Source organism: Paraburkholderia largidicola, assembly GCF_013426895.1.
In the GTDB taxonomy this organism is placed as follows: Bacteria; Pseudomonadota; Gammaproteobacteria; order Burkholderiales; family Burkholderiaceae; genus Paraburkholderia; species Paraburkholderia largidicola.
Genome location: NZ_AP023175.1, coordinates 540,701 through 559,184 on the forward strand (window position 1 = coordinate 540,701; position 18,484 = coordinate 559,184).

Genomic DNA, 18,484 nt, shown 5'->3' on the forward strand with positions numbered 1-18,484 from the left:
CCCGTAGATCGATATGCGTGCATCGCCTGAGCGGCGATGCACCGGGCGCGGCTGCGCGCCGCCGACAAGAATTCATCAATCGCATATTCGGAGGAGACCGACATGCACACGTGGTATCAGACCTACCTGCCCCTCGGCAGCCTCTGGCTATCCGCGCTCGCGGCCAGCATTCCCATTGTCTTTTTCTTCGTCGCGCTGGCGGGACTGCGACTGAAGGGTCACGTCGCGGCGGCAGGCACGCTGGCGCTGTCGCTGGCCGTCGCGATCTTCGCGTACGGCATGCCGGTGCAGCAGGCGTTCGCGGCGGCGGGCTTCGGCTTCGCGTACGGCATATGGCCGATCGCGTGGATCATCGTCACGGCCGTGTTCCTCTACAAACTGGTCGTGAAGACGGGACAGTTCGACATCATCCGCGCATCCGTGCTTGCACTGACCGACGACCAGCGTCTGCAACTGCTGCTGATCGGCTTTTCGTTCGGCGCGTTTCTCGAAGGCGCTGCGGGCTTCGGCGCGCCCGTCGCGATCACAGCGGCGCTGCTCGTCGGGCTGGGCTTCGACCCGATCAAGGCGGCGGGTCTGTGCCTGATCGCGAACACCGCGCCCGTCGCGTTCGGCGCGATGGGTATTCCGATCATCGTCGCGGGCCAGGTGACGGGCATCGATCCGTTTCTGATCGGCGCGACGGCGGGCCGTCAATTGCCGCTGCTTTCGCTCGCCGTGCCGTTCTGGCTCGTGTTCATGATGGACGGCAAGCGCGGCCTCAAGGAAACGTGGCCGGCGGCACTGGTCGCGGGCGGCAGCTTCGCCGTCACGCAATACTTCACGTCGAATCACATCGGACCCGAACTCCCGGACATCACGTCGGCGCTCGTCAGCCTCGTTGCGCTCGCGTCGTTCCTGAAGGTCTGGCAACCGCGCCGCGCTCGCGATACGGCACGTGGGGCTGTAAGTGGTGGCGCAGCGGCGTTGTCGGGATTCGGCGGCTTTGGAGGCGGTTCGAATGGCGCTGTGGGCGTCAGCCGTCGCGCGTCGCCTTATACGCTTGCGCAAACCATCCGCGCATGGGCGCCGTTCGGCATTCTGACTGCCGTCGTCACCATCTGGAGCCTGCAACCGTTCAAGGCGCTGTTCGCGTCGAAGGGCGCGCTCGCGTGGAGCATCCTCAAGTTCAAGGTGCCCGCGCTCGATCAACTCGTGATGAAGACGGCGCCCATCGTCGCGACCCCGAAAGCGTACGAAGCCGTGCTCAAGATCGATCTGCTCTCCGCAGTCGGCACGGCGATCCTCGCGACGGCGCTGATCTCGATGGTGCTGCTGCGCGTGAAGCCTCGCGATGCACTCGCGACGTTCGGCGAAACGCTGAAGGAACTGCGCCGCCCGGTGCTGTCGATCGGTCTCGTGCTGTCGTTCGCTTTCGTTGCGAACTACTCGGGGATGTCGTCGACGCTCGCGCTGCTGCTCGCCGGAACGGGCGCCGCTTTCCCGTTCTTCTCGCCTGTGCTCGGCTGGCTCGGTGTGTTCCTGACGGGTTCGGATACGTCGTCGAATGCGCTGTTCTGCTCGCTTCAGCATGCTACCGCGCATCAGATCGGCGTGTCGGACACCTTGCTCGTGGCTGCAAACACAACGGGCGGCGTGACGGGCAAGATGATCTCGCCGCAGTCGATTGCCGTGGCCTGCGCGGCGACGGGGCTGGTCGGACGCGAGTCGGAACTGTTCCGCTTCACGGTGCGGCATAGCCTGCTGTTCGCGCTGATCGTCGGTCTGATCACGCTGTTGCAGGCTTACGTGCTACCTGGCATGTTGCCGGGTTGATCGTCCGGTTGTATCGCGCATGATGAACGCCCGCTCTCTTGAGCGGGCGTTTCTGTTCATGGCTCGCCGATGAACCACGCCTTCAGGGTCGCCGCACCCGGCTTGAGTTCGATCGACTGCGGATGCACGAGGTAATACGCGGTCTTCAAAGGCAGACTCTGGCCGAATGGATCGATCAGCGACTTCGCTGCCATCTCCGCTTCCGTCAGCACCGCGCTCGTCAGCACGACGCCCTGCCCGCGCACAGCGGCCTCGATCGCCATCAGCGACTGGTCGAAATGAATGCCTGCAATGCCGTCGATCTGCCGCGTAGACAGCTTGCTGAATTTCTTCAGCCACGTCGTCCAGTGCGGATGCAGCGTGTTGTGCAGCAGCGTTGCTCGTTGCAGATCGTCCGGGCCTTTCAGCTTCAAACGTCTCGCATACGATGGACTGCAATAGACGCGCGCTTCATCGGCATGTAGCAGTTGCACGTGCAGATCGGGCGCGTTGCCGTCGAAATAGCGCACGGCCAGATTGATCGACTGCAGTTCGAAATCGACCATCGCGGTCGTCGTATTCAGCTCCAGCGCGATGTCCGGATGCGCGATCAGAAAGTCCGTCATGCGCGGCGCGAACCATTTGGCCGCGAAGCTGGGCGGCATCGACACGCGCACGCCCTTGCTCTGGTTCTCACGCACGCGGCGGCTTGCATGCATGATCTGCGCGAGCGCGGGCTGAATCTGTGCGTAGTAGGCGCGCGCTTCGTCCGTTGGAACGATCTGCCGCACCTGACGCGCGAACAGCGCGACGCCGAGCCACGCCTCGAGCTTCTGGATCTGCTGGCCAACCGCGCCGGGCGTCACGTTCAGTTCATCGGCGGCTGCAGAAAAACTGTTCAGACGCATTGCAGATTCGAACGCGACCAGCGCTTTTAAGGGTGGCATACCGGACATAGGATAGTTTTTCTGCAGTATCGACGAGAACAAATCGTTTGTACCGCATCCGTGCGCGCAGCACAATCGGCGCATCGTCCTCGCATCCGATGGTGTTTGCCATGAATCCCGCTTATCTCGCGTTCGCGCTGCTCGGCCTGATCTGGGGCAGCAATTTTCTTTTCATGAAGTGGGCCAGCCTATGGATCACGCCCGCGCAGATCGTGTTCCTGCGCGTGCTGTTCGGTTTTTTACCGCTGCTCGTCTACGCCTTCGCGACCAAAGCGCTCGCGTGGAAGCAATTGCGCCATGCGCATCACTTCGTCGTGATGTCGCTGCTCGCGACGAGCGTTTACTACTATGCGTTTGCCAAAGGCGCGTCGCTGTTGCTGTCGAGCGTGGCGGGCATGTTGAGCGGTGCGATACCGCTTTTCTCGTTCGTCTGCGCGTGGGCGCTGTTGCGCGCGGAACGACCCAGCCTGCGCATGATGATCGGCGTGGTGTGCGGGTTCGTTGGCGTGTTGATGATCGCGCGGCCGTGGAATGGCGCCGTCGCGAGCGTCGATCTGAGCGGCGTCGCCTATATGGCGGCGGGATCGTTGAGCGTGGGCTGCTCGTTCGTCTACGCGCGGCGCTTTCTGTCGAAGCTCGACATGTCGCCCGTCGCGCTGTCGACATGGCAGATCGGTTTTGCGCTGTTGACGATTGCCTGCGTGACGCCATTCAACGGCATGACGCAGATTGCGCACGATGCGCGCGCCGCCGTCGGCATCGTGCTCGGGCTTGGTCTGCTCGGCACAGGCGTCGCGTATATCCTGTACTACTTCATCGTGCAACGGCTCGGCGCGCTTGCAGCTTCGAGCGTCACGTATATTCCGCCCGTCATTGCACTGGGAATCGGCGTGCTGGTCGCGCACGAACCGATTCATCCGCTCGATCTGCTCGCGATGACCTGCATACTCGGCGGTGTGTTCCTGCTGCAAAGCGGTCGCAGTCCGCAAAAGACCGCGACCGTGGCGCGACGGCCAGCGTAACGATCAGGTGTCGCTCCACATACGCAGCAGGTTGTGATAACAACCCACCAGCGTACGGCGCGCCGCTTCATCGCCGTTCGAGGCATTCAGGCGCTGTATCGCGCCGTCGAGATCGAACAGCATCGCGCGTTGCGTGTCGTCGCGCACGAGGCTTTGCGCCCAGAAGAAACTCGAAACGCGCGCACCGCGCGTCACGGGCCGCACCTGGTGCAGGCTCGTGCCGGGATACACAATGGCATGTCCCGCAGGCAGCTTCACTTCCTGCACGCCGAAGGTATCTTCGACCAGCAGTTCGCCGCCGTCGTATTCATCCGGCGGCGTGAGAAACAGCGTGATCGAAATATCGGTGCGAACGCGCACGCCGCTGCCCGGCACGAGCCGGATCGCCCCATCGACATGACTGCCGAAGTGCATCCCGCCTTCATAGCGGTTGAAGAGCGGCGGATACACCTTGTTCGGCAGCGCGGCGCTGATGAACAGCGGGTGACGTTCCAGCGACGCGACAATCCGGTCGCCCATTTCCAGCGCGATCTGCGAGCCTTCCGCGATCTGCTGGTTGCGCTTGACGGGCGCGCCCTGATAGCCGGCCGTCGCGCGGCCATCCACCCATGCATCGCTGGCTTCGAGCGCCGCGCGCATCGCGGCGGCTTCGGCGGGACTCAGTACGTCCGGGATCGAAACAATCATGGTTCAACGTTCCTGCATAAGCGGCAGCGCCGCGCGCCTCCGCATGAATTGCTTCAAGCGGGCGGGCGCGCGGCGTGCCGTGGGCTATCGCTTCGTGCGATCAGAAGAAGCGATAGTTTAGCGTCGCGAGGAACGTACGGCCGTAACCCGGCACCGCGCGTCCGCCGTCGGACGGAATCAGCGCGTCGTAGTAGTTCTTGTCGGTCAGGTTCAAGACGTTGATCTGGACGTCGTAACGCTTCGCGTGATACGCAGCCATCGCATCCCAGCGCGTGTAGCCGCCGACCTGCACGAGGTTGTTGTTGGCCGCATAGCGCGACGACATGTACGTCGGACCGCCGCCGATTTCCCAATGCGGCGTGAACGCATACGTGGTCCACAGCGTCAGCGTATTGCGCGGCGTATTCGCGGGCGTCTTGCCTTGCGTGCCGTCGAACGCCTGCAGGATCACACCGTCCATGTACGTGTAGCCGCCGAACACCTGCCACTTGTCCGTGATGTGGCCGGCAAGACCCAACTGATAGCCGCGCACGCGGATATCGCCGTCGAGCGTGTAGCTGCCGTCGGGGTTCGCGGTCCGCGCATTCGTCTTTTCGATGTTGAACAGCGACTGCGTGACGGACAGACCGCCGCCGAGCAGATCCAGCTTCGCGCCGACTTCATACGACTTGTTGTGCTCGGGCGGCAGGTTCTGCTGGCCGTTGGTGAGCGTCAGCGCTTCGAGCGACGGATCGAACGACGTGCCGTACGACACATAGTACGACTGCCAGTCGGCCGGCTGATAAATGATGCCGCCGCGCACGCTGGTGAAGAAATTGGTCTGCGTCGCGTAGCCCGGCAGGTTGATCGAATTCTTGATCGACGCTTCGTAGCGGTCCCAGCGCACGCCGCCCACCACTTTCCAGTGCTCGCCGAGCGAGATCGTATCGTTCAAATACAGGCCCACGCCGTTCGCGCTCGATTCCGCGAGATTGGTCGCTACTTCCTTCACGTTCGCAGGGCGCGGCGTGTACGGCGGATCGATCAGCGGCACGACACCGATCGTGTTCGACGTCATGCCCGGCGAGGTCGCCGTGAACGTCTGGTTGCTATACGTTTCGTGACTCAGATCGACGCCGGCGAGCAGGTCATGCTTGACCGGGCCCGTGTTGAACTTCCACTCGACGTCGGTCGAGTTGTAGACCGAGTGGTCGTTGATGTTGCGGTCCTTGCCCTGCAGCTTCACGAACAGTTTCGACGGATCGATATTCGTGAAGTTGCCGTTGGCAAGCGCCGTGGACGTCGACAGCGGCCCCGTCAGCACCGCCGCCGCATTGGTCGCGCGCGCGTCCGTGCTGTAGTGGCTGAACTGCGTCTGGTTGCGCACCGTCACGTCGTCGTTGAAGCGGTGCTTGATGCGCGCGCTGAAGGTCTGGACGTCCTGAATCGTGCGGTCATCGGTGTAGCCGTAGAACGTGCCGCGATTCACGGGCGCGGGATGGCCGTTCAGCGGCGGAACGCCGTAGTCGGGCTGATCGCGGTTGTGCTGGATCAGCGCGGACAGCGTGATTTCCGTCGGCGTGCCGATGCCGAACTTCACTTCGGGCGCGACGCCATAGTCCTTGTTCTTCATCACGTCGCGCGACGAGCCGAGGCTCTGGCCGAACGCGTTGATACGGAACGCCGAGGTGTCGGTGATCGGCGTGTCGAGGTCGACCGTGGTGCGATAACGGTCATGCGTGCCTGCCTGCACGGAGACGTCGGCGCGCTTTTTCAGCTGCGGCTCCTTGCTGACCTGGTTGATCACGCCGCCCGTCGAGCCGCGCCCGAAGTACAGCGACGACGGACCATACAGCACATCGATCGATTCGAGGTTGAACGTGTCGCGATAGTATTGGCCGCGATCGCGGAAACCGTCGAGATAGATGTCGGTACGCGCCGAGAAGCCACGCAGGTTGATGTTGTTGCCGATCTGGCCGCCTTCGGCGGCACCGATGGTGATGCCGGGCACGTTGCGCAGCGCGTCGGAGAACGAACTCGCAGCCTGCGACTGCAGCACAGCCTTCGGAATGACGGTGACGGCCTGCGGAATATCGCGCAGCGCGGTCGGCACCTTCGCGCCGACACTCGACGTATCGGGCTGGAAGTCGGTGGCGTTGTCGACCTGCCCCGTCACCTTGACGGCGGGCAGGGTGTTGCTTTCGGAAGGCTGGCTGGCCGAGGGCTGGCTGGCGGGAGAAGCGAACGTTGCAGCCTGGGCAACCTGTACTGCCGGTGTGGCTGGCGCCGTCGTTTGAGCGTAGAGCGGCGTCGCAAAGACGGCCATGACGGCCGCTGCGAGTGGCGTGGTTCGAAGCATCACGATTCCCTGTCGTTGTAACTGATTTTTTCTTGGTGCAACGGGCGGTGCCTGCCCGTCCGGTTCGCGTGTCCACGCGAACCGCCCCGCCGGTAACTGTCCCCCCGGCCGGCTCCTTCTAAATGAGAATCGGTATCATTACATGAACGGTAATGGTTCGCAATCACCCGTAAGGCATATGTGGTCATTGCGCATCACTCTTTTAAATGACAGTTCGCTTCGATTGATGGATGAATCGTGCCTGTTTAATTGCTGTTTCGAGCCGATGAAAACCAATAAAAAACGGGCGGCGTCTTTCGACACCGCCCGCTTCAACCTTCCCGCTTTTCTACATCGAATGACTAGCGAACCTTGCCCGCCTTCCACGCTGCAAGCAACTGGTCGTACTTGACCGTTTCGCCCTTCGGCTTTTCGTTGGCGAGTTTCTTCCAGGGCGCATGCTGATCCGAGAGCCATTTCGACGGATCGCTTTCCGCGTTCAATTCCGGCGCGCACACCTTCATGCCGGCGCGCTGCAAACGGCCCAGCACCTGGTCCATTTCCTTCGCGAGGCTGTCCATCGCGGCTTGCGGCGTCTTCTCGCCGGCGGCCGCGGTCGCGACGTTCTTCCACCAGAGCTGCGCCATCTTCGGATAGTCAGGCACGTTGTTGCCTGTCGGCGTCCACGCGACACGCGCCGGGCTGCGATAGAACTCGATCAGGCCGCCGTACTTGTCGGCGTTCTTCGTGAAGTAATCGCTATGAATGTCGGAGTCGCGAATGAACGTGAGACCGACAATCGACTTCTTCAGCGATACCGACTTCGACGTCACGAATTGCGCGTAAAGCCATGCGGCGGCACGCTGGTTCGCGGGCGTCGACTTGAAGAAGGTCCACGAGCCGACGTCCTGATAGCCGTTCTGCATGCCGTCCTTCCAGTACGGGCCGTGCGGCGACGGCGCCATGCGCCATTTCGGCGTGCCGTCCGCATTCGTCACGTTGCCGGGCTTGAGCATCGACGCCGTGAACGCGGTGTACCAGAAGATCTGCTGCGCGATCTTGCCTTGCGCGGGAACCGGGCCCGCCTCGCTGAACGTCATGCCGGACGCTTCAGGCGGCGCATACTTCTTCAGCCAGTCGACGTACTTGGTAGTGGCAAAAACGGCAGCCGGGCTATTCGTGCCGCCACCGCGCGACACCGATGCACCCACGGGATGGCAGCCGTCCGGCGTCACGCGAATGCCCCATTCGTCGACGGGTATGCCGTTCGGAATGCCCTTATCGGCTTCGCCCGCCATCGAAAGCCATGCGTCCGTGAAGCGCCATCCAAGCGACGGGTCTTTCTTGCCGTAGTCCATGTGGCCGTAGACTTTTTCACCGTCGACGGTCTTCACGTCGTTCGTGAAGAAGTCGGCGATGTCTTCATACGCCGACCAGTTCACAGGCACGCCGAGATCATAGCCATACTTCGCCTTGAACTTGTCCTGCAGATCTTTGCGCGCAAACCAGTCCGCGCGGAACCAGTACAGATTGGCGAACTGCTGGTCGGGCAACTGATAGAGCTTTTTATCCGGCGCAGTCGTGAAACTCGTGCCAATGAAGTCTTTCAGATCGAGGCCCGGATTCGTGTACTGCTTGCCCTCGCCCGCCATGTAATCGGACAGCGGCACGATCACGCCATACCGATAGTGCGTGCCGATCAGATCCGAGTCCGAAATCCAGCCGTCATAGATGCTTTGACCGGATTGCATCGACGTCTGCAGCTTCTCGACGACATCGCCTTCCTGAATGATGTCGTGCTTGACCTGAATGCCCGTGATTTCCGTGAATGCCTTGGCAAGCGTCTTCGATTCATACATGTGCGTGTCGATCGTTTCCGACACCACGTGCACTTCCTTGACGCCTTGCGATTTGAGTTTCGCAGCTGTATCGATGAACCATTTCATTTCGTCCATCTGCTGCTGCTTGGTCAGCGTACTCGGCTGGAATTCGCTATCGACCCATTTCTGCGCTTCTGGCGTACCCGCCAGTGCAGCGTGATTCGCACAAGCCCCCGCGACCACTCCTGCCACTGCGAGCGCGACGATCCGTCTCCTGTGTTGCATGGTCTTCTCCTGTGTCTCCACACCCCTTTGGATCATCAGCCGGTTGCCGCCCGGGGCATCAACGAAACCGGTTTATTCTTGACGCTTTATCCCTTCCACATGACCGCGAGCAGCACGACGACAGACGCCGCAAAGCCCGGCCATGCGCTCGCGCCTTCGCCGCTGATCGCAATCCATGCGAGATTCACGTAAGCCGCCGTCAACAGTCCGATAAAGAGCCTGTCGCCACGCGTCGTCGCAATCGGCAGAAAGCCTTTGCGTTCGATAGTCGGCGCGCGCAACTCCCATAACGTCATGCCCGCGAGCATCGCGACGACGCAGCCGAAGAAGATCGCGACTTCCGGTGTCCAGTACATCCACGTGAACATCACACTCTCCCCATCGCAAAGCCCTTCGCGATGTAGTTGCGCACGAAGTAAATGACGAGCGCGCCAGGAATGATGGTGAGCACGCCGGCCGCGGACAGCACGCCCCAATCCATGCCCGCCGCCGATACCGTGCGCGTCATCACGGCAGCAATCGGCTTGGCGTTGACGGTGGTCAGCGTGCGCGCAAGCAGCAGTTCGACCCAGCTGAACATGAAGCAGAAGAACGCCGTCACGCCGACACCCGCCTTGATCAAAGGCAGAAAGATCTTGATGAAAAACGCGGGGAACGAATAGCCGTCGATATACGCGGTCTCGTCGATTTCACGCGACACGCCCGACATGAAGCCTTCGAGTATCCACACCGCGAGCGGCACATTGAACAGCATGTGCGCGAGCGCGACGGCGACATACGTGTCCATCAGTCCGACACTTGAATAAAGCTGGAAGAACGGCAACAGGAACACGGCGGGCGGCGTCATCCGGTTGGTGAGCAGCCAGAAGAACATATGCTTGTCACCGAGAAAGCGATAGCGCGAGAACGCGTACGCAGCCGGCAATGCGACGAGTACCGACATCACCGTATTCATCAATACATAAACAATCGAATTGATGTAGCCCCAGTACCACGACGGGTCGGTGAAGATCACCTTGAAGTTGTCGAATGTCACCTGATGCGGCCAGATCGAAAACGCCGACATCGTTTCTTCGTTCGTGCGCAGCGAGATCGACAGCATCCAGTAGAGCGGAATCAACGCGAACGCGATATAGCCGAGCAGGACGAGCGCGCGTATCCAGCGGCGGTTGTCACGCATTGTCGTCTCCCGTCGTTGCAGGACCGCCCTTGCCGACGCGCTCCATCCAGTTGTAGAGAATGAAGCAGAGCAGCAGGATGATCAGGAAGTAGATCAGCGAGAACGCCGCGGCAGGCCCGAGATCGAATTGACCGACGGCCTTTTGCGTCAGGTACTGGCTCAGGAACGTGGTCGAGTCGCCGGGACCGCCGCCCGTCAGCACGAATGGCTCCGTGTAGATCATGAAGCTGTCCATGAAGCGCAACAGCACCGCGATCATCAGCACGCCGCGCATCTTCGGCAGCTGGATATAGCGAAACACCGCAAAGCGGCTTGCACCGTCGATCTCCGCGGCCTGATAGAAAGCATCGGGAATGGCGCGCAGTCCTGCATAGCACAGCAAGGCGACGAGCGGCGTCCAGTGCCAGATGTCCATCACGAGCACCGTGACCCATGCGTCGGTCGGACTCGCCGTGTAGTTGTAGTCGACACCGATACGATTGAGCACGTAGCCGAGCAGACCGATATCGGGCCGGCCGAAGATCTGCCAGATCGTGCCGACCACGTTCCATGGAATCAGCAGCGGCATCGCGAGCACCACGAGCGCCGCCGACGCGCGCCAGCCTGACGCCGGCATCGCGAGTGCAAGCGCTACGCCGAGCGGAATTTCGAACAGCAGCACGCAGGCCGAGAAAACGATCTGCCTGCCCAATGCGCCGCGCAGATCGGGATCGGTCATGATGTTGCGAAACCATTCCGTGCCGACGAACACATGCTGCGTCGGGCTGATGATGTCCTGCACCGAGTAGTTGACGACCGTCATCAGCGGAAGGATCGCGGAAAACGCGACGCAGATGAAAACGGGAACGACGAGCAGCCACGCCTTCTGGTTGAGCGGCTTGTTCATCACGCGCCTCCTGCGGCTCGCACCGCAATGCGTTCGTCGTTGCTGAAATAGACGGTTTCGGGCGCAGCGACGCGCAACCACACGGGGCCATCCACGACGCGCAAATTCGGCTCCATCTTTGCGTTGAAGACGTGACCTTCGCAGTTCGCCGTCACGAGCTGATAGTTGCCGAGCTGTTGCGCGCGCGTGACTTGCGCCTTGACGGCACCCGCTTCGCCGTCGTTGGCGAGACGCACGAACTCAGGGCGGATGCCGAGCTTCAGATCGCCGTTCGTGCTCTTGAGCGTCGCGAGCGTATTCGCGTCGACGGCGACGCGCTGCGAGCCCAGCTTGATCGCGCCTTCATCGAGACTCACGGGGCACAGGTTCATCCCCGGACTGCCGATGAAATAGCCGACGAAGGCATGATCGGGGCGAAGAAACAGCGCTTCCGGCCCGCCCTTTTGCACGACGCGTCCATTCGTCATCACGACGACTTCATCCGCGAAAGTCAGCGCCTCGACCTGATCGTGCGTCACGTAGATCAGCGTGAGCTTCAATTGCTGGTGGATCTTCTTGAGTTGACGCCGCAGCATCCACTTCATGTGCGGATCGATGACGGTCAGCGGTTCGTCGAAGAGAATCGCCGCCACGTCTTTTCGCACGAGTCCGCGTCCAAGCGAGATCTTCTGCTTTGCATCCGCCGACAGATTGCTCGCCTTGCGCGGCAACTCACGCGCCATGTCGAGAATGTCGGCCACTTCATGCACGCGCGTGCGGACTTCGGCCGCGGGCAGCCCGCGATTGCGCAGCGGAAAGGCGAGATTGTCGAACACGGTCATCGTGTCGTAGATCACCGGGAACTGGAACACCTGCGCGATATTGCGTTCGCGCGCGCCTTGCACGGTGACGTCGCGTCCGTCGAACAGCACTTTGCCTTCCGACGGCGTCAACAGACCCGACACGATATTGAGCAAGGTCGATTTGCCGCAACCCGAAGGACCCAGCAGCGCGTAAGCGCCGCCGTCTTCCCACACCATGCTCATCGGCTGCAGCGCGTAATCGTCGAGTGTGGCGGGATTGGGCTGGTAGGCATGGCCGAGATTCTGAAACTCAATGCGCGCCATATGCCACCTCCTGCACCTTGGGACGCGCGACAAGATTCGCGTCCGCGCCGAACACGAACAGTTCGTCGGGGTCGATATAGACGTCGAGCTGCGTGCCCAGCGCAATCTGATGCACGCCTTGCAACTGCGCGACGAGATCGATGCCGCCCTGACGCGTATGCAAGTGAAGGTAGGTTTCCGAGCCGCTCAGCTCGGCGAGTTCGAGCAGACAAGGCACGGCAATCGAATGCGCGTTGCGCGGCGCGAGACGCAAATGGCCGGGCCGGATGCCGATCCGGCAGGTGCCCGTCCCGACAGCGGTGGCCGCCGCGCCGCGCACGGGCACGTCGATGCCGATGGGCAGACGCGCGTCGCCGTTTTCCAGCAGTTCGCTCGTCAGCATGTTCATGGGCGGGTCGTTGAACACAGCGGCGACATCGACGTTCGCGGGTGCGTTGTAGACGTCGAGCGTCGGGCCGAACTGCAGCACGCGGCCCTTGTCGACGACGGCCGTATAGCCACCGAGCAGCAGCGCTTCGAGTGGATCCGTCGTCGCATAGACGACGGTGGTCTTGCCGTCGGAAAAAAGTGTCGTGAGTTCGGCGCGCAATTCCTCGCGCAACTTGTAGTCGAGATTCACGAGCGGTTCGTCGAGCAGTACGAGCGAGGTGCGCTTGACCAGCGCGCGCGCCAAGGCGCAACGCTGCTGCTGGCCGCCCGACAGTTCGCCGGGACGCCGGTCCAGCAGATGTTCGATATGCAACTTCGACGCGACCTCGTTCACGCGGCGCCGTATTTCCCCCGCTTCTGTCTTTTGCAGCTTGAGCGGCGACGCGATGTTGTCGAACACCGTCATCGCGGGATAGTTGATGAACTGCTGATAGACCATCGCGAGATTGCGCTGACGCACGCTCACGCCCGTCACGTCCTGGGCATCGGCCAGCACGCGCCCCGTCGTGGGTTTGTCGAGCCCTGCCATCACGCGCATCAACGTGGTCTTGCCTGCCTGAGTGGGACCCAGCAGCACATTGATCGCCCCCGGGACGAGCCGCAGATCGACGCCGTACAGATGCGTCAGCCCGCCCGAAACGACGGTGACCCGCTCGAGTTCCAAAACCAAATTGCTCTCCTTTGTTCGATGCTTCTGATGCAGCTTCGCTTTTCTTCTGCTTGTTCTTTGTTCAACCGCGGCTTCGATGCAAATGCAGATGCTTTGGTACGGCGACAACAGTGAATCGACTACGGACGTTCATATACCCCGGGCACCGCGAGGGGCGGCCCGGTTTGCTGACGAGAGGCAGGGCAAGGGATAGCGCCGCACGGGCGCCGGAGAAGCTGTTGTCGATCCATTGTCCCGATGGTTTTTATTCGGGTACTTCAAAAACAGGCCAAACGACCCATGTTCAAAAAGGAAATCAAAACAACAGCAACAATGTTCTCTTTTGTTCGTTTACGTTTAAATCGGGGTTAACCATACAAAACGTGAACAATCACCATCTACTGTACTTACGGACTGTAGAACAATCTATTACGCATTGACGCTGGTTGACTTACAGAGCGCAAGTTGGCGGTCAGCGTAACAGAAGAAATGTGGCACGCCGGGCGGATGTGCAATTCGTCTGAACTCCAGAAAACGGCGGGCCGAAGGCCGTAATCGGTGTGCGCAAGTCAATCGCATGCGCTCGATTTTCGCGCAATGAAATAGACAGCAGGCTTATGGTTTCTTATGGTTCGTTCGGCGCATTTGCAATACGCCTTTGCGCGTCAGCAGGCACACGCCGGACACGCAATTTACGAAGCACTCCATCCGTGAGTCCATTCAAAAAAGAGCCTTGTTTTGCGGGGCTTTCTCACGTACCGGCTCGTATTCAAAGGAACCTGGATCAAACGCGAAGGCGTGCGGGTATACGTTAATTTGTGCGCGACGATCCGACTCGTTTACTGGACGAAAGCCAGGTCGTCCGAACTACTTTGATCAGACATGATCGAGGAGTTTGGACGTTGTTTGTCCGTACCGGAGGTGTAGCATGGCGAATCTGTCCAGCAGTGCAATCGACGAATTCAAAGCTCTCACGCGGGGCCAGGTCGTATTGCCCGGCGATCCAACGTTCGATGAAGCACGCAGTATCTGGAATGGGATGATCGACCGTCGTCCCGCGATCATCGTTCGCTGCGCGGGCACGGCCGATGTCCGTCGCGCCGTCAATTTCGCGCGCGACAACCAGTTGCTGCTCGCCGTGCGCGGCGGCGGCCACAACATCGCGGGCAGCGCCGTGTGTGACGACGGCATGCTGCTCGATCTGTCGCAAATGAAGTCCGCCCGTATCGATCCCGTCGCGCGCCGCGCCTATGTCGAGCCGGGCTGTCTGCTGCGCGACTTCGATCACGAAGCACAAGCCTTCGGTCTCGCCACACCGCTCGGCATCAATTCGACGACGGGCGTCGCGGGCCTCACGCTTGGCGGCGGGTTCGGCTGGATCAGCCGGCGCTTCGGGATGACGGTCGACAACCTGATTTCAGCCGATGTCGTCACCGCCAATGGCGAATCGATCCGCTGCAGCGCCGATTCGCATGAAGATCTGTTCTGGGCGATTCGCGGCGGCGGCGGCAACTTCGGCGTCGTCACGATGTTCGAGTTCAAGTTGCATGAAGTGGGACCCGAGGTCTATGGCGGACTCGTCGTGCTGCCGATGGATCAGGCGCGCGACGCGCTCGTCAAATACCGCGCCGCGCTGGAAACCTGGCCCGATGAGCTGACTGTGTGGGCCGTCGCGCGCTTCGCGCCGCCGCTCCCCTTCCTGCCCGCCGACGTACACGGCAAGCCAATCATTGCTTTTGCCGTCTGCTACACGGGTCCGGTCGCGAACGGTCCTGCCGTGGTCGAAGAAGTGCGCAAGTTCGGCACGCCCTACGGCGAACATCTCGGACCGATGCCCTTCACCGCATGGCAACAGGCATTCGATCCACTCCTGACGCCGGGCGCGCGCAACTACTGGAAGTCGCACAATCTCGCAACGCTCGACGACGGCCTGATCGACGCGTTCGTCGATGCAATTGCCAAACTGCCGTCGCCGCAGTGCGAGATCTTTTTCGGCGCGATTGGCGGCCAGACGATGCGCGTGGCGCCCGATGCCATGGCTTATTCGAATCGCGACGCGAAGTACGTGATGAACGTGCACGGCCGCTGGACGGAAGCCGCCGACGACGAGCGCTGCATTGCATGGTCCCGCGCGTTCTTCGACGCATCGGCGCCGTTCGCGATCGGCAGCGTGTACGTGAACTTCATGACGGAGGAAGAAACCGCCCGCGTGGGCGCGGCCTATGGTCCGAACTACGCGCGACTGGTTGCAGTGAAGGACCGTTACGATCCGCAGAACCTGTTCCGACATAACCAGAACATCAAGCCATCCTCGATGGCCTGAACGTCGCCTCCAACATGCCGGGTAGCAATCGTTGTCCCGTTGCTATCCGGCATCGTTTTCAACGCCCCGCTTCCGTCGTTCACGCTGCACTGCGCCATGCGTGGATGCATCGCCTCACGCTACAGTAGCGTGCAGGCCCACGACGTTCTCCTTTTCCGTCCAACCCACCATGCCGCGCATGCGCATCGCCTTGCTGACGATCGTCGCCATGTTCGCCTTCGCGGGCAATTCACTGCTATGCCGCATCGCGTTGAAGGGCACCTCGATCGATCCCGCAACGTTTACGTCCGTGCGCATCGTGTCGGCGGCCATCGTGTTGTGGATCATTCTGCGCAGGCGCGGCAAATCGCAGCCCATCGCCGGCAACTGGCTTTCCGCATTCGCGCTGTTCGCTTATGCAGCGGCGTTCTCGTTTGCCTATGTGTCGCTGGCGGCGGGAACGGGCGCGCTGCTGCTGTTCGGCGCGGTGCAGGCGACGATGATCGGCTACGCGTTCTCGCGCGGCGAGCGTTTGCAGATGCTGCAATGGACTGGTCTCGCGTGTGCGCTCGCGGGCCTCGTCGCGCTCGTGCTGCCCGGCGTGAGCGCGCCGCCTCCGTTCGCGTCGCTGCTGATGCTGTGCGCCGGCATCGCCTGGGGCGCGTATTCGCTGCGCGGCAAACGCGCCGCCGATCCCACGGCCACCACCGCCGGCAACTTCTTTCGCGCCATCCCGTTTGCGGCGGCGATCAGCCTTGCGATGTTTGCGCGCGCATCGATCGACAGAACGGGCCTGCTTTTCGCGGCGATATCCGGCGCGTTGACGTCGGGTGTCGGCTATGTGGTCTGGTACGCCGCATTGAAGGAGATCAAGGCGGCCACGGCCGCGACCGTGCAGCTGAGCGTCCCGCTGATCGCCGCCGTCGGCGGCATCGTGCTGCTCGGCGAACCGCTGACCGCGCGACTCGCGTTGAGCGCCGCCGCGATACTGGGCGGCATCGCGCTCGTAATCGGCCGCCGCTGACCATCGAACGAACGATCGGATCTCGACGTGACAGACGCATCGATATATACGGTAGAATACATCGATCGTTTTGAATCTCGGGAGAGTCGGGGTGGGCAGCACTCGTCGCGATGCGTCAAAGGATGCGTTATCCGGGAAAATCAGCACGCTCAAGCCGCTGTCGGCCGACGTGCGCGCGCAGCAGATTCGTGACGTAGTCGACGCGTTCCGGCGTCTGCGCAGCAGCGTCACGCGCTTCGTGCAAATGTTCGCAGCCGCGCGGGAGGCTGCGTTGACGGCCGAGGGCCTGTCTTCCGCATCGCTGCGCGAATTGCTGTCGATGCTCGCCAACGAAGCGCAAGCCGCCCGTTTTGCGCGGCTGCGCGAGCTGAAGATCGCGATCCGCCAGGCGCGCGTGCTCGAACGTACGCGCGACGCGGTGTTTTCCGAGTCCTTCAGCACGGACGAGACGGCCATGCGCGAAACGGTGACGGCACTGGAGCGCGTCGACGCGATTCTCGTCGGGCTGTGCGTCGAGCACGTGCTGGAGCGTCATAAGCCCGTGCCGCCGCGCACGGTGGCCCTCAAGCCCTCGCCGCTGCCAGCACGCAGGCGTCAACCCGAACCGGTGCACTGATTGTCGCCCCGGCGCGCACCCGATATATTCAATGGTATATTTCGACAACCCGCTCGCGCATCCACCCCGGTCCGCCGTCACGTCCGGATAGAGGTCCTCATGCACGCTCCGCCCTTTCGTCTCGCCCGCCCGGGCATCGATACGTCCATCGGTTCTGCGCAACGCGCCGATCCCTGCTGCGCGCCGTCGAAAGCGCAACTCGCCGATCTCAAGCGACGCACGCGGCTCGCGGAACTCGATGCGCACCTGCATTGCTCGATCATCGGCACGTGTCTGAGCACGCATGAACTGCGCAAGCTCGTGCCGAAGTTCACCGACCTCGACCGTCAGCGCGCCACCGACCTCGAAATTCATCACACGGCCGTCGAACTCGCGATCGAAGGCGGCGCCGGCGGCAAGGCGCTGCATAAGGCACTGGATGAACGCTATGCGGGCGCGATCCGCCTGTTCGACAAGGCGAAGGACCCGGATGCCGTGCTCGCGCTATGGAAAGACGCGCTCAAGAGCGGCGACATTCCGCCCGCCTACTGGGCGCTGATGACGCATCCGCAAACCACCATGAGCGTGCGGCAATCGGCGTTCGGCGATCTGCACATGCTGTCGCATCTGGTCGGCGCCGCGAATCGCGCGGATATCCGGCGGCTCGTCGCGCTGGAAGAAGAGAATGTCGCGCTGCGCACAAAGGTCGATCGCCAGCAAAGCCGTCTGCAGGAAATCAGCTTGCAGCGCGATGCCGCAGCGCAGGAACTGGAAACGCGCGCAGCGCAAGCGAGGACCCAGGATGCCGACACCGACGACGCATTGCGCGCCGAAGTCCAGCTGCTGCGCGAAGCATTGACGGCGCGCGACGAACGTCTCGCGCTGCATACGAACCGCCGTGAAGCCGCCGAACAGCGCGTCGCGGCCGAGCAGGAAAGCGCGCGCGCATTGCGCGCGCGGCTCGATGAAATGGATGCGCTCGTGAAAACGCTGCAAGCCGAGGCGAGCGCGCTGGAACGCACGCTTCAGGCCACGGCAGGCGACGACCCGTCCGGACGTTCAGCCTCGCTGGCGATCCTGGAGCGCATGCGCATCGTGTATGTCGGAGGAAGGCCGGGTTCGAATGCGGCGATCAAACGGATCGTCGAATCGGCGGGCGGCGAGATGACCGTGCACGACGGCGGCATAGAAGATCGCAAGGGTCTGCTGGCGGCTGCATTGCCGGGCGCGGATATGGTGGTGTTTCCCGTCGACTGCATCGATCACGACTCGATGAACATGCTCAAGCGCGTCTGCGAGCGCGGCCACATTGCGTGGTATCCGCTGCGTACCGCGAGCGTCGCGAGTTTCGTCGAACTGATCGGCCGGCTCAATGCCGACGCGCAGACGAATACCCAGTCCGGCGGAGCGCCGCGCTTCTGTCTGCGTCACGGCTAGGCGT

The 18,484-nt window shown here is 62.0% G+C and carries 15 protein-coding genes; 6 read left to right on the top strand and 9 right to left on the bottom strand.

What is annotated here, in order from left to right:
* Positions 1–102 precede the first annotated feature (102 nt).
* Positions 103–1,815, top strand: a complete 1,713-nt coding sequence (locus PPGU16_RS19155) for a lactate permease LctP family transporter (RefSeq protein ID WP_180724355.1) — start codon at positions 103–105, stop codon at positions 1,813–1,815.
* 56 nt (positions 1,816–1,871) lie between these two features.
* Here PPGU16_RS19155 and PPGU16_RS19160 read toward each other — a convergent pair whose 3' ends face one another.
* Positions 1,872–2,750, bottom strand: coding sequence for a LysR substrate-binding domain-containing protein (locus PPGU16_RS19160; RefSeq protein WP_180724357.1), 879 nt, complete (start codon positions 2,748–2,750; stop codon positions 1,872–1,874).
* A gap of 101 nt (positions 2,751–2,851) precedes the next feature.
* On the opposite strand from PPGU16_RS19160, the gene PPGU16_RS19165 reads away from it, so the two are divergent.
* Complete coding sequence (locus PPGU16_RS19165) at positions 2,852–3,763, top strand: DMT family transporter (RefSeq protein ID WP_180724359.1); 912 nt, start codon at positions 2,852–2,854, stop codon at positions 3,761–3,763.
* 3 nt (positions 3,764–3,766) lie between these two features.
* On the opposite strand, the gene PPGU16_RS19170 is transcribed toward PPGU16_RS19165, so the two are convergent.
* The 8 genes from PPGU16_RS19170 to PPGU16_RS19205 all read right to left on the bottom strand — a co-directional run bounded on the left by PPGU16_RS19170 (position 3,767) and on the right by PPGU16_RS19205 (position 13,143).
* Positions 3,767–4,450 carry a Fe2+-dependent dioxygenase gene (locus PPGU16_RS19170; RefSeq protein WP_180724360.1) on the bottom strand — a complete coding sequence of 228 codons (684 nt, stop codon included), beginning with the start codon at positions 4,448–4,450 and terminating at the stop codon, positions 3,767–3,769.
* A gap of 100 nt (positions 4,451–4,550) precedes the next feature.
* Positions 4,551–6,788: a TonB-dependent receptor gene (locus PPGU16_RS19175; RefSeq protein WP_180725135.1), complete on the bottom strand. Its 2,238-nt coding sequence runs from the start codon at positions 6,786–6,788 to the stop codon at positions 4,551–4,553.
* Positions 6,789–7,129: 341 nt separating this feature from the next.
* Positions 7,130–8,872, bottom strand: coding sequence for an ABC transporter substrate-binding protein (locus tag PPGU16_RS19180; protein ID WP_180724362.1), 1,743 nt, complete (start codon positions 8,870–8,872; stop codon positions 7,130–7,132).
* An 86-nt stretch (positions 8,873–8,958) separates the two neighbouring features.
* Positions 8,959–9,240: a DUF2160 domain-containing protein gene (locus PPGU16_RS19185; RefSeq protein WP_180724364.1), complete on the bottom strand. Its 282-nt coding sequence runs from the start codon at positions 9,238–9,240 to the stop codon at positions 8,959–8,961.
* On the bottom strand, positions 9,240–10,052 hold the full coding sequence (locus tag PPGU16_RS19190) for a carbohydrate ABC transporter permease (protein ID WP_180724365.1): 813 nt from the start codon (positions 10,050–10,052) through the stop codon (positions 9,240–9,242). The genes PPGU16_RS19185 and PPGU16_RS19190 overlap by 1 nt, the downstream gene beginning before the upstream one ends.
* Positions 10,045–10,938, bottom strand: coding sequence for a carbohydrate ABC transporter permease (locus tag PPGU16_RS19195; protein ID WP_180724366.1), 894 nt, complete (start codon positions 10,936–10,938; stop codon positions 10,045–10,047). The genes PPGU16_RS19190 and PPGU16_RS19195 overlap by 8 nt, the downstream gene beginning before the upstream one ends.
* Entirely contained in the window at positions 10,938–12,044 is a 1,107-nt protein-coding gene (locus tag PPGU16_RS19200; protein WP_180724367.1) for an ABC transporter ATP-binding protein, read from the bottom strand. The genes PPGU16_RS19195 and PPGU16_RS19200 overlap by 1 nt, the downstream gene beginning before the upstream one ends.
* The gene (locus tag PPGU16_RS19205; RefSeq protein WP_180724368.1) at positions 12,031–13,143 is read right to left on the bottom strand and encodes an ABC transporter ATP-binding protein; all 1,113 of its coding nucleotides are present in this window, start codon (positions 13,141–13,143) and stop codon (positions 12,031–12,033) included. Before PPGU16_RS19205 ends, PPGU16_RS19200 begins: the two co-directional genes overlap by 14 nt.
* Positions 13,144–14,050: 907 nt before the next feature.
* Between PPGU16_RS19205 and PPGU16_RS19210 the strand changes: the two genes are divergently transcribed.
* The 4 genes from PPGU16_RS19210 to PPGU16_RS19225 all read left to right on the top strand — a co-directional run bounded on the left by PPGU16_RS19210 (position 14,051) and on the right by PPGU16_RS19225 (position 18,480).
* The gene (locus PPGU16_RS19210; protein WP_180724369.1) at positions 14,051–15,445 is read left to right on the top strand and encodes an FAD-binding oxidoreductase; all 1,395 of its coding nucleotides are present in this window, start codon (positions 14,051–14,053) and stop codon (positions 15,443–15,445) included.
* Positions 15,446–15,614: 169 nt separating this feature from the next.
* Complete coding sequence (locus tag PPGU16_RS19215; RefSeq protein ID WP_180724370.1) at positions 15,615–16,448, top strand: DMT family transporter; 834 nt, start codon at positions 15,615–15,617, stop codon at positions 16,446–16,448.
* 91 nt (positions 16,449–16,539) lie between these two features.
* Positions 16,540–17,064: a hypothetical protein gene (locus PPGU16_RS19220; protein WP_180724371.1), complete on the top strand. Its 525-nt coding sequence runs from the start codon at positions 16,540–16,542 to the stop codon at positions 17,062–17,064.
* A 99-nt stretch (positions 17,065–17,163) separates the two neighbouring features.
* Positions 17,164–18,480: a DUF2325 domain-containing protein gene (locus PPGU16_RS19225; RefSeq protein WP_180724372.1), complete on the top strand. Its 1,317-nt coding sequence runs from the start codon at positions 17,164–17,166 to the stop codon at positions 18,478–18,480.
* Positions 18,481–18,484 lie beyond the last annotated feature (4 nt).

Excerpts from the sequence above, each read along its gene's own strand:
- PPGU16_RS19155 (WP_180724355.1), top strand. The coding sequence starts at position 103 with ATGCACACGTGGTATCAGACCTACCTGCCCCTCGGCAGCCTCTGGCTA.
- PPGU16_RS19160 (WP_180724357.1), bottom strand. The coding sequence starts at position 2,750 with ATGTCCGGTATGCCACCCTTAAAAGCGCTGGTCGCGTTCGAATCTGCA.
- PPGU16_RS19165 (WP_180724359.1), top strand. The coding sequence starts at position 2,852 with ATGAATCCCGCTTATCTCGCGTTCGCGCTGCTCGGCCTGATCTGGGGC.
- PPGU16_RS19170 (WP_180724360.1), bottom strand. The coding sequence starts at position 4,450 with ATGATTGTTTCGATCCCGGACGTACTGAGTCCCGCCGAAGCCGCCGCG.
- PPGU16_RS19175 (WP_180725135.1), bottom strand. The coding sequence starts at position 6,788 with ATGCTTCGAACCACGCCACTCGCAGCGGCCGTCATGGCCGTCTTTGCG.
- PPGU16_RS19180 (WP_180724362.1), bottom strand. The coding sequence starts at position 8,872 with ATGCAACACAGGAGACGGATCGTCGCGCTCGCAGTGGCAGGAGTGGTC.
- PPGU16_RS19185 (WP_180724364.1), bottom strand. The coding sequence starts at position 9,240 with ATGTTCACGTGGATGTACTGGACACCGGAAGTCGCGATCTTCTTCGGC.
- PPGU16_RS19190 (WP_180724365.1), bottom strand. The coding sequence starts at position 10,052 with ATGCGTGACAACCGCCGCTGGATACGCGCGCTCGTCCTGCTCGGCTAT.
- PPGU16_RS19195 (WP_180724366.1), bottom strand. The coding sequence starts at position 10,938 with ATGAACAAGCCGCTCAACCAGAAGGCGTGGCTGCTCGTCGTTCCCGTT.
- PPGU16_RS19200 (WP_180724367.1), bottom strand. The coding sequence starts at position 12,044 with ATGGCGCGCATTGAGTTTCAGAATCTCGGCCATGCCTACCAGCCCAAT.
- PPGU16_RS19210 (WP_180724369.1), top strand. The coding sequence starts at position 14,051 with ATGGCGAATCTGTCCAGCAGTGCAATCGACGAATTCAAAGCTCTCACG.
- PPGU16_RS19215 (WP_180724370.1), top strand. The coding sequence starts at position 15,615 with ATGCCGCGCATGCGCATCGCCTTGCTGACGATCGTCGCCATGTTCGCC.
- PPGU16_RS19225 (WP_180724372.1), top strand. The coding sequence starts at position 17,164 with ATGCACGCTCCGCCCTTTCGTCTCGCCCGCCCGGGCATCGATACGTCC.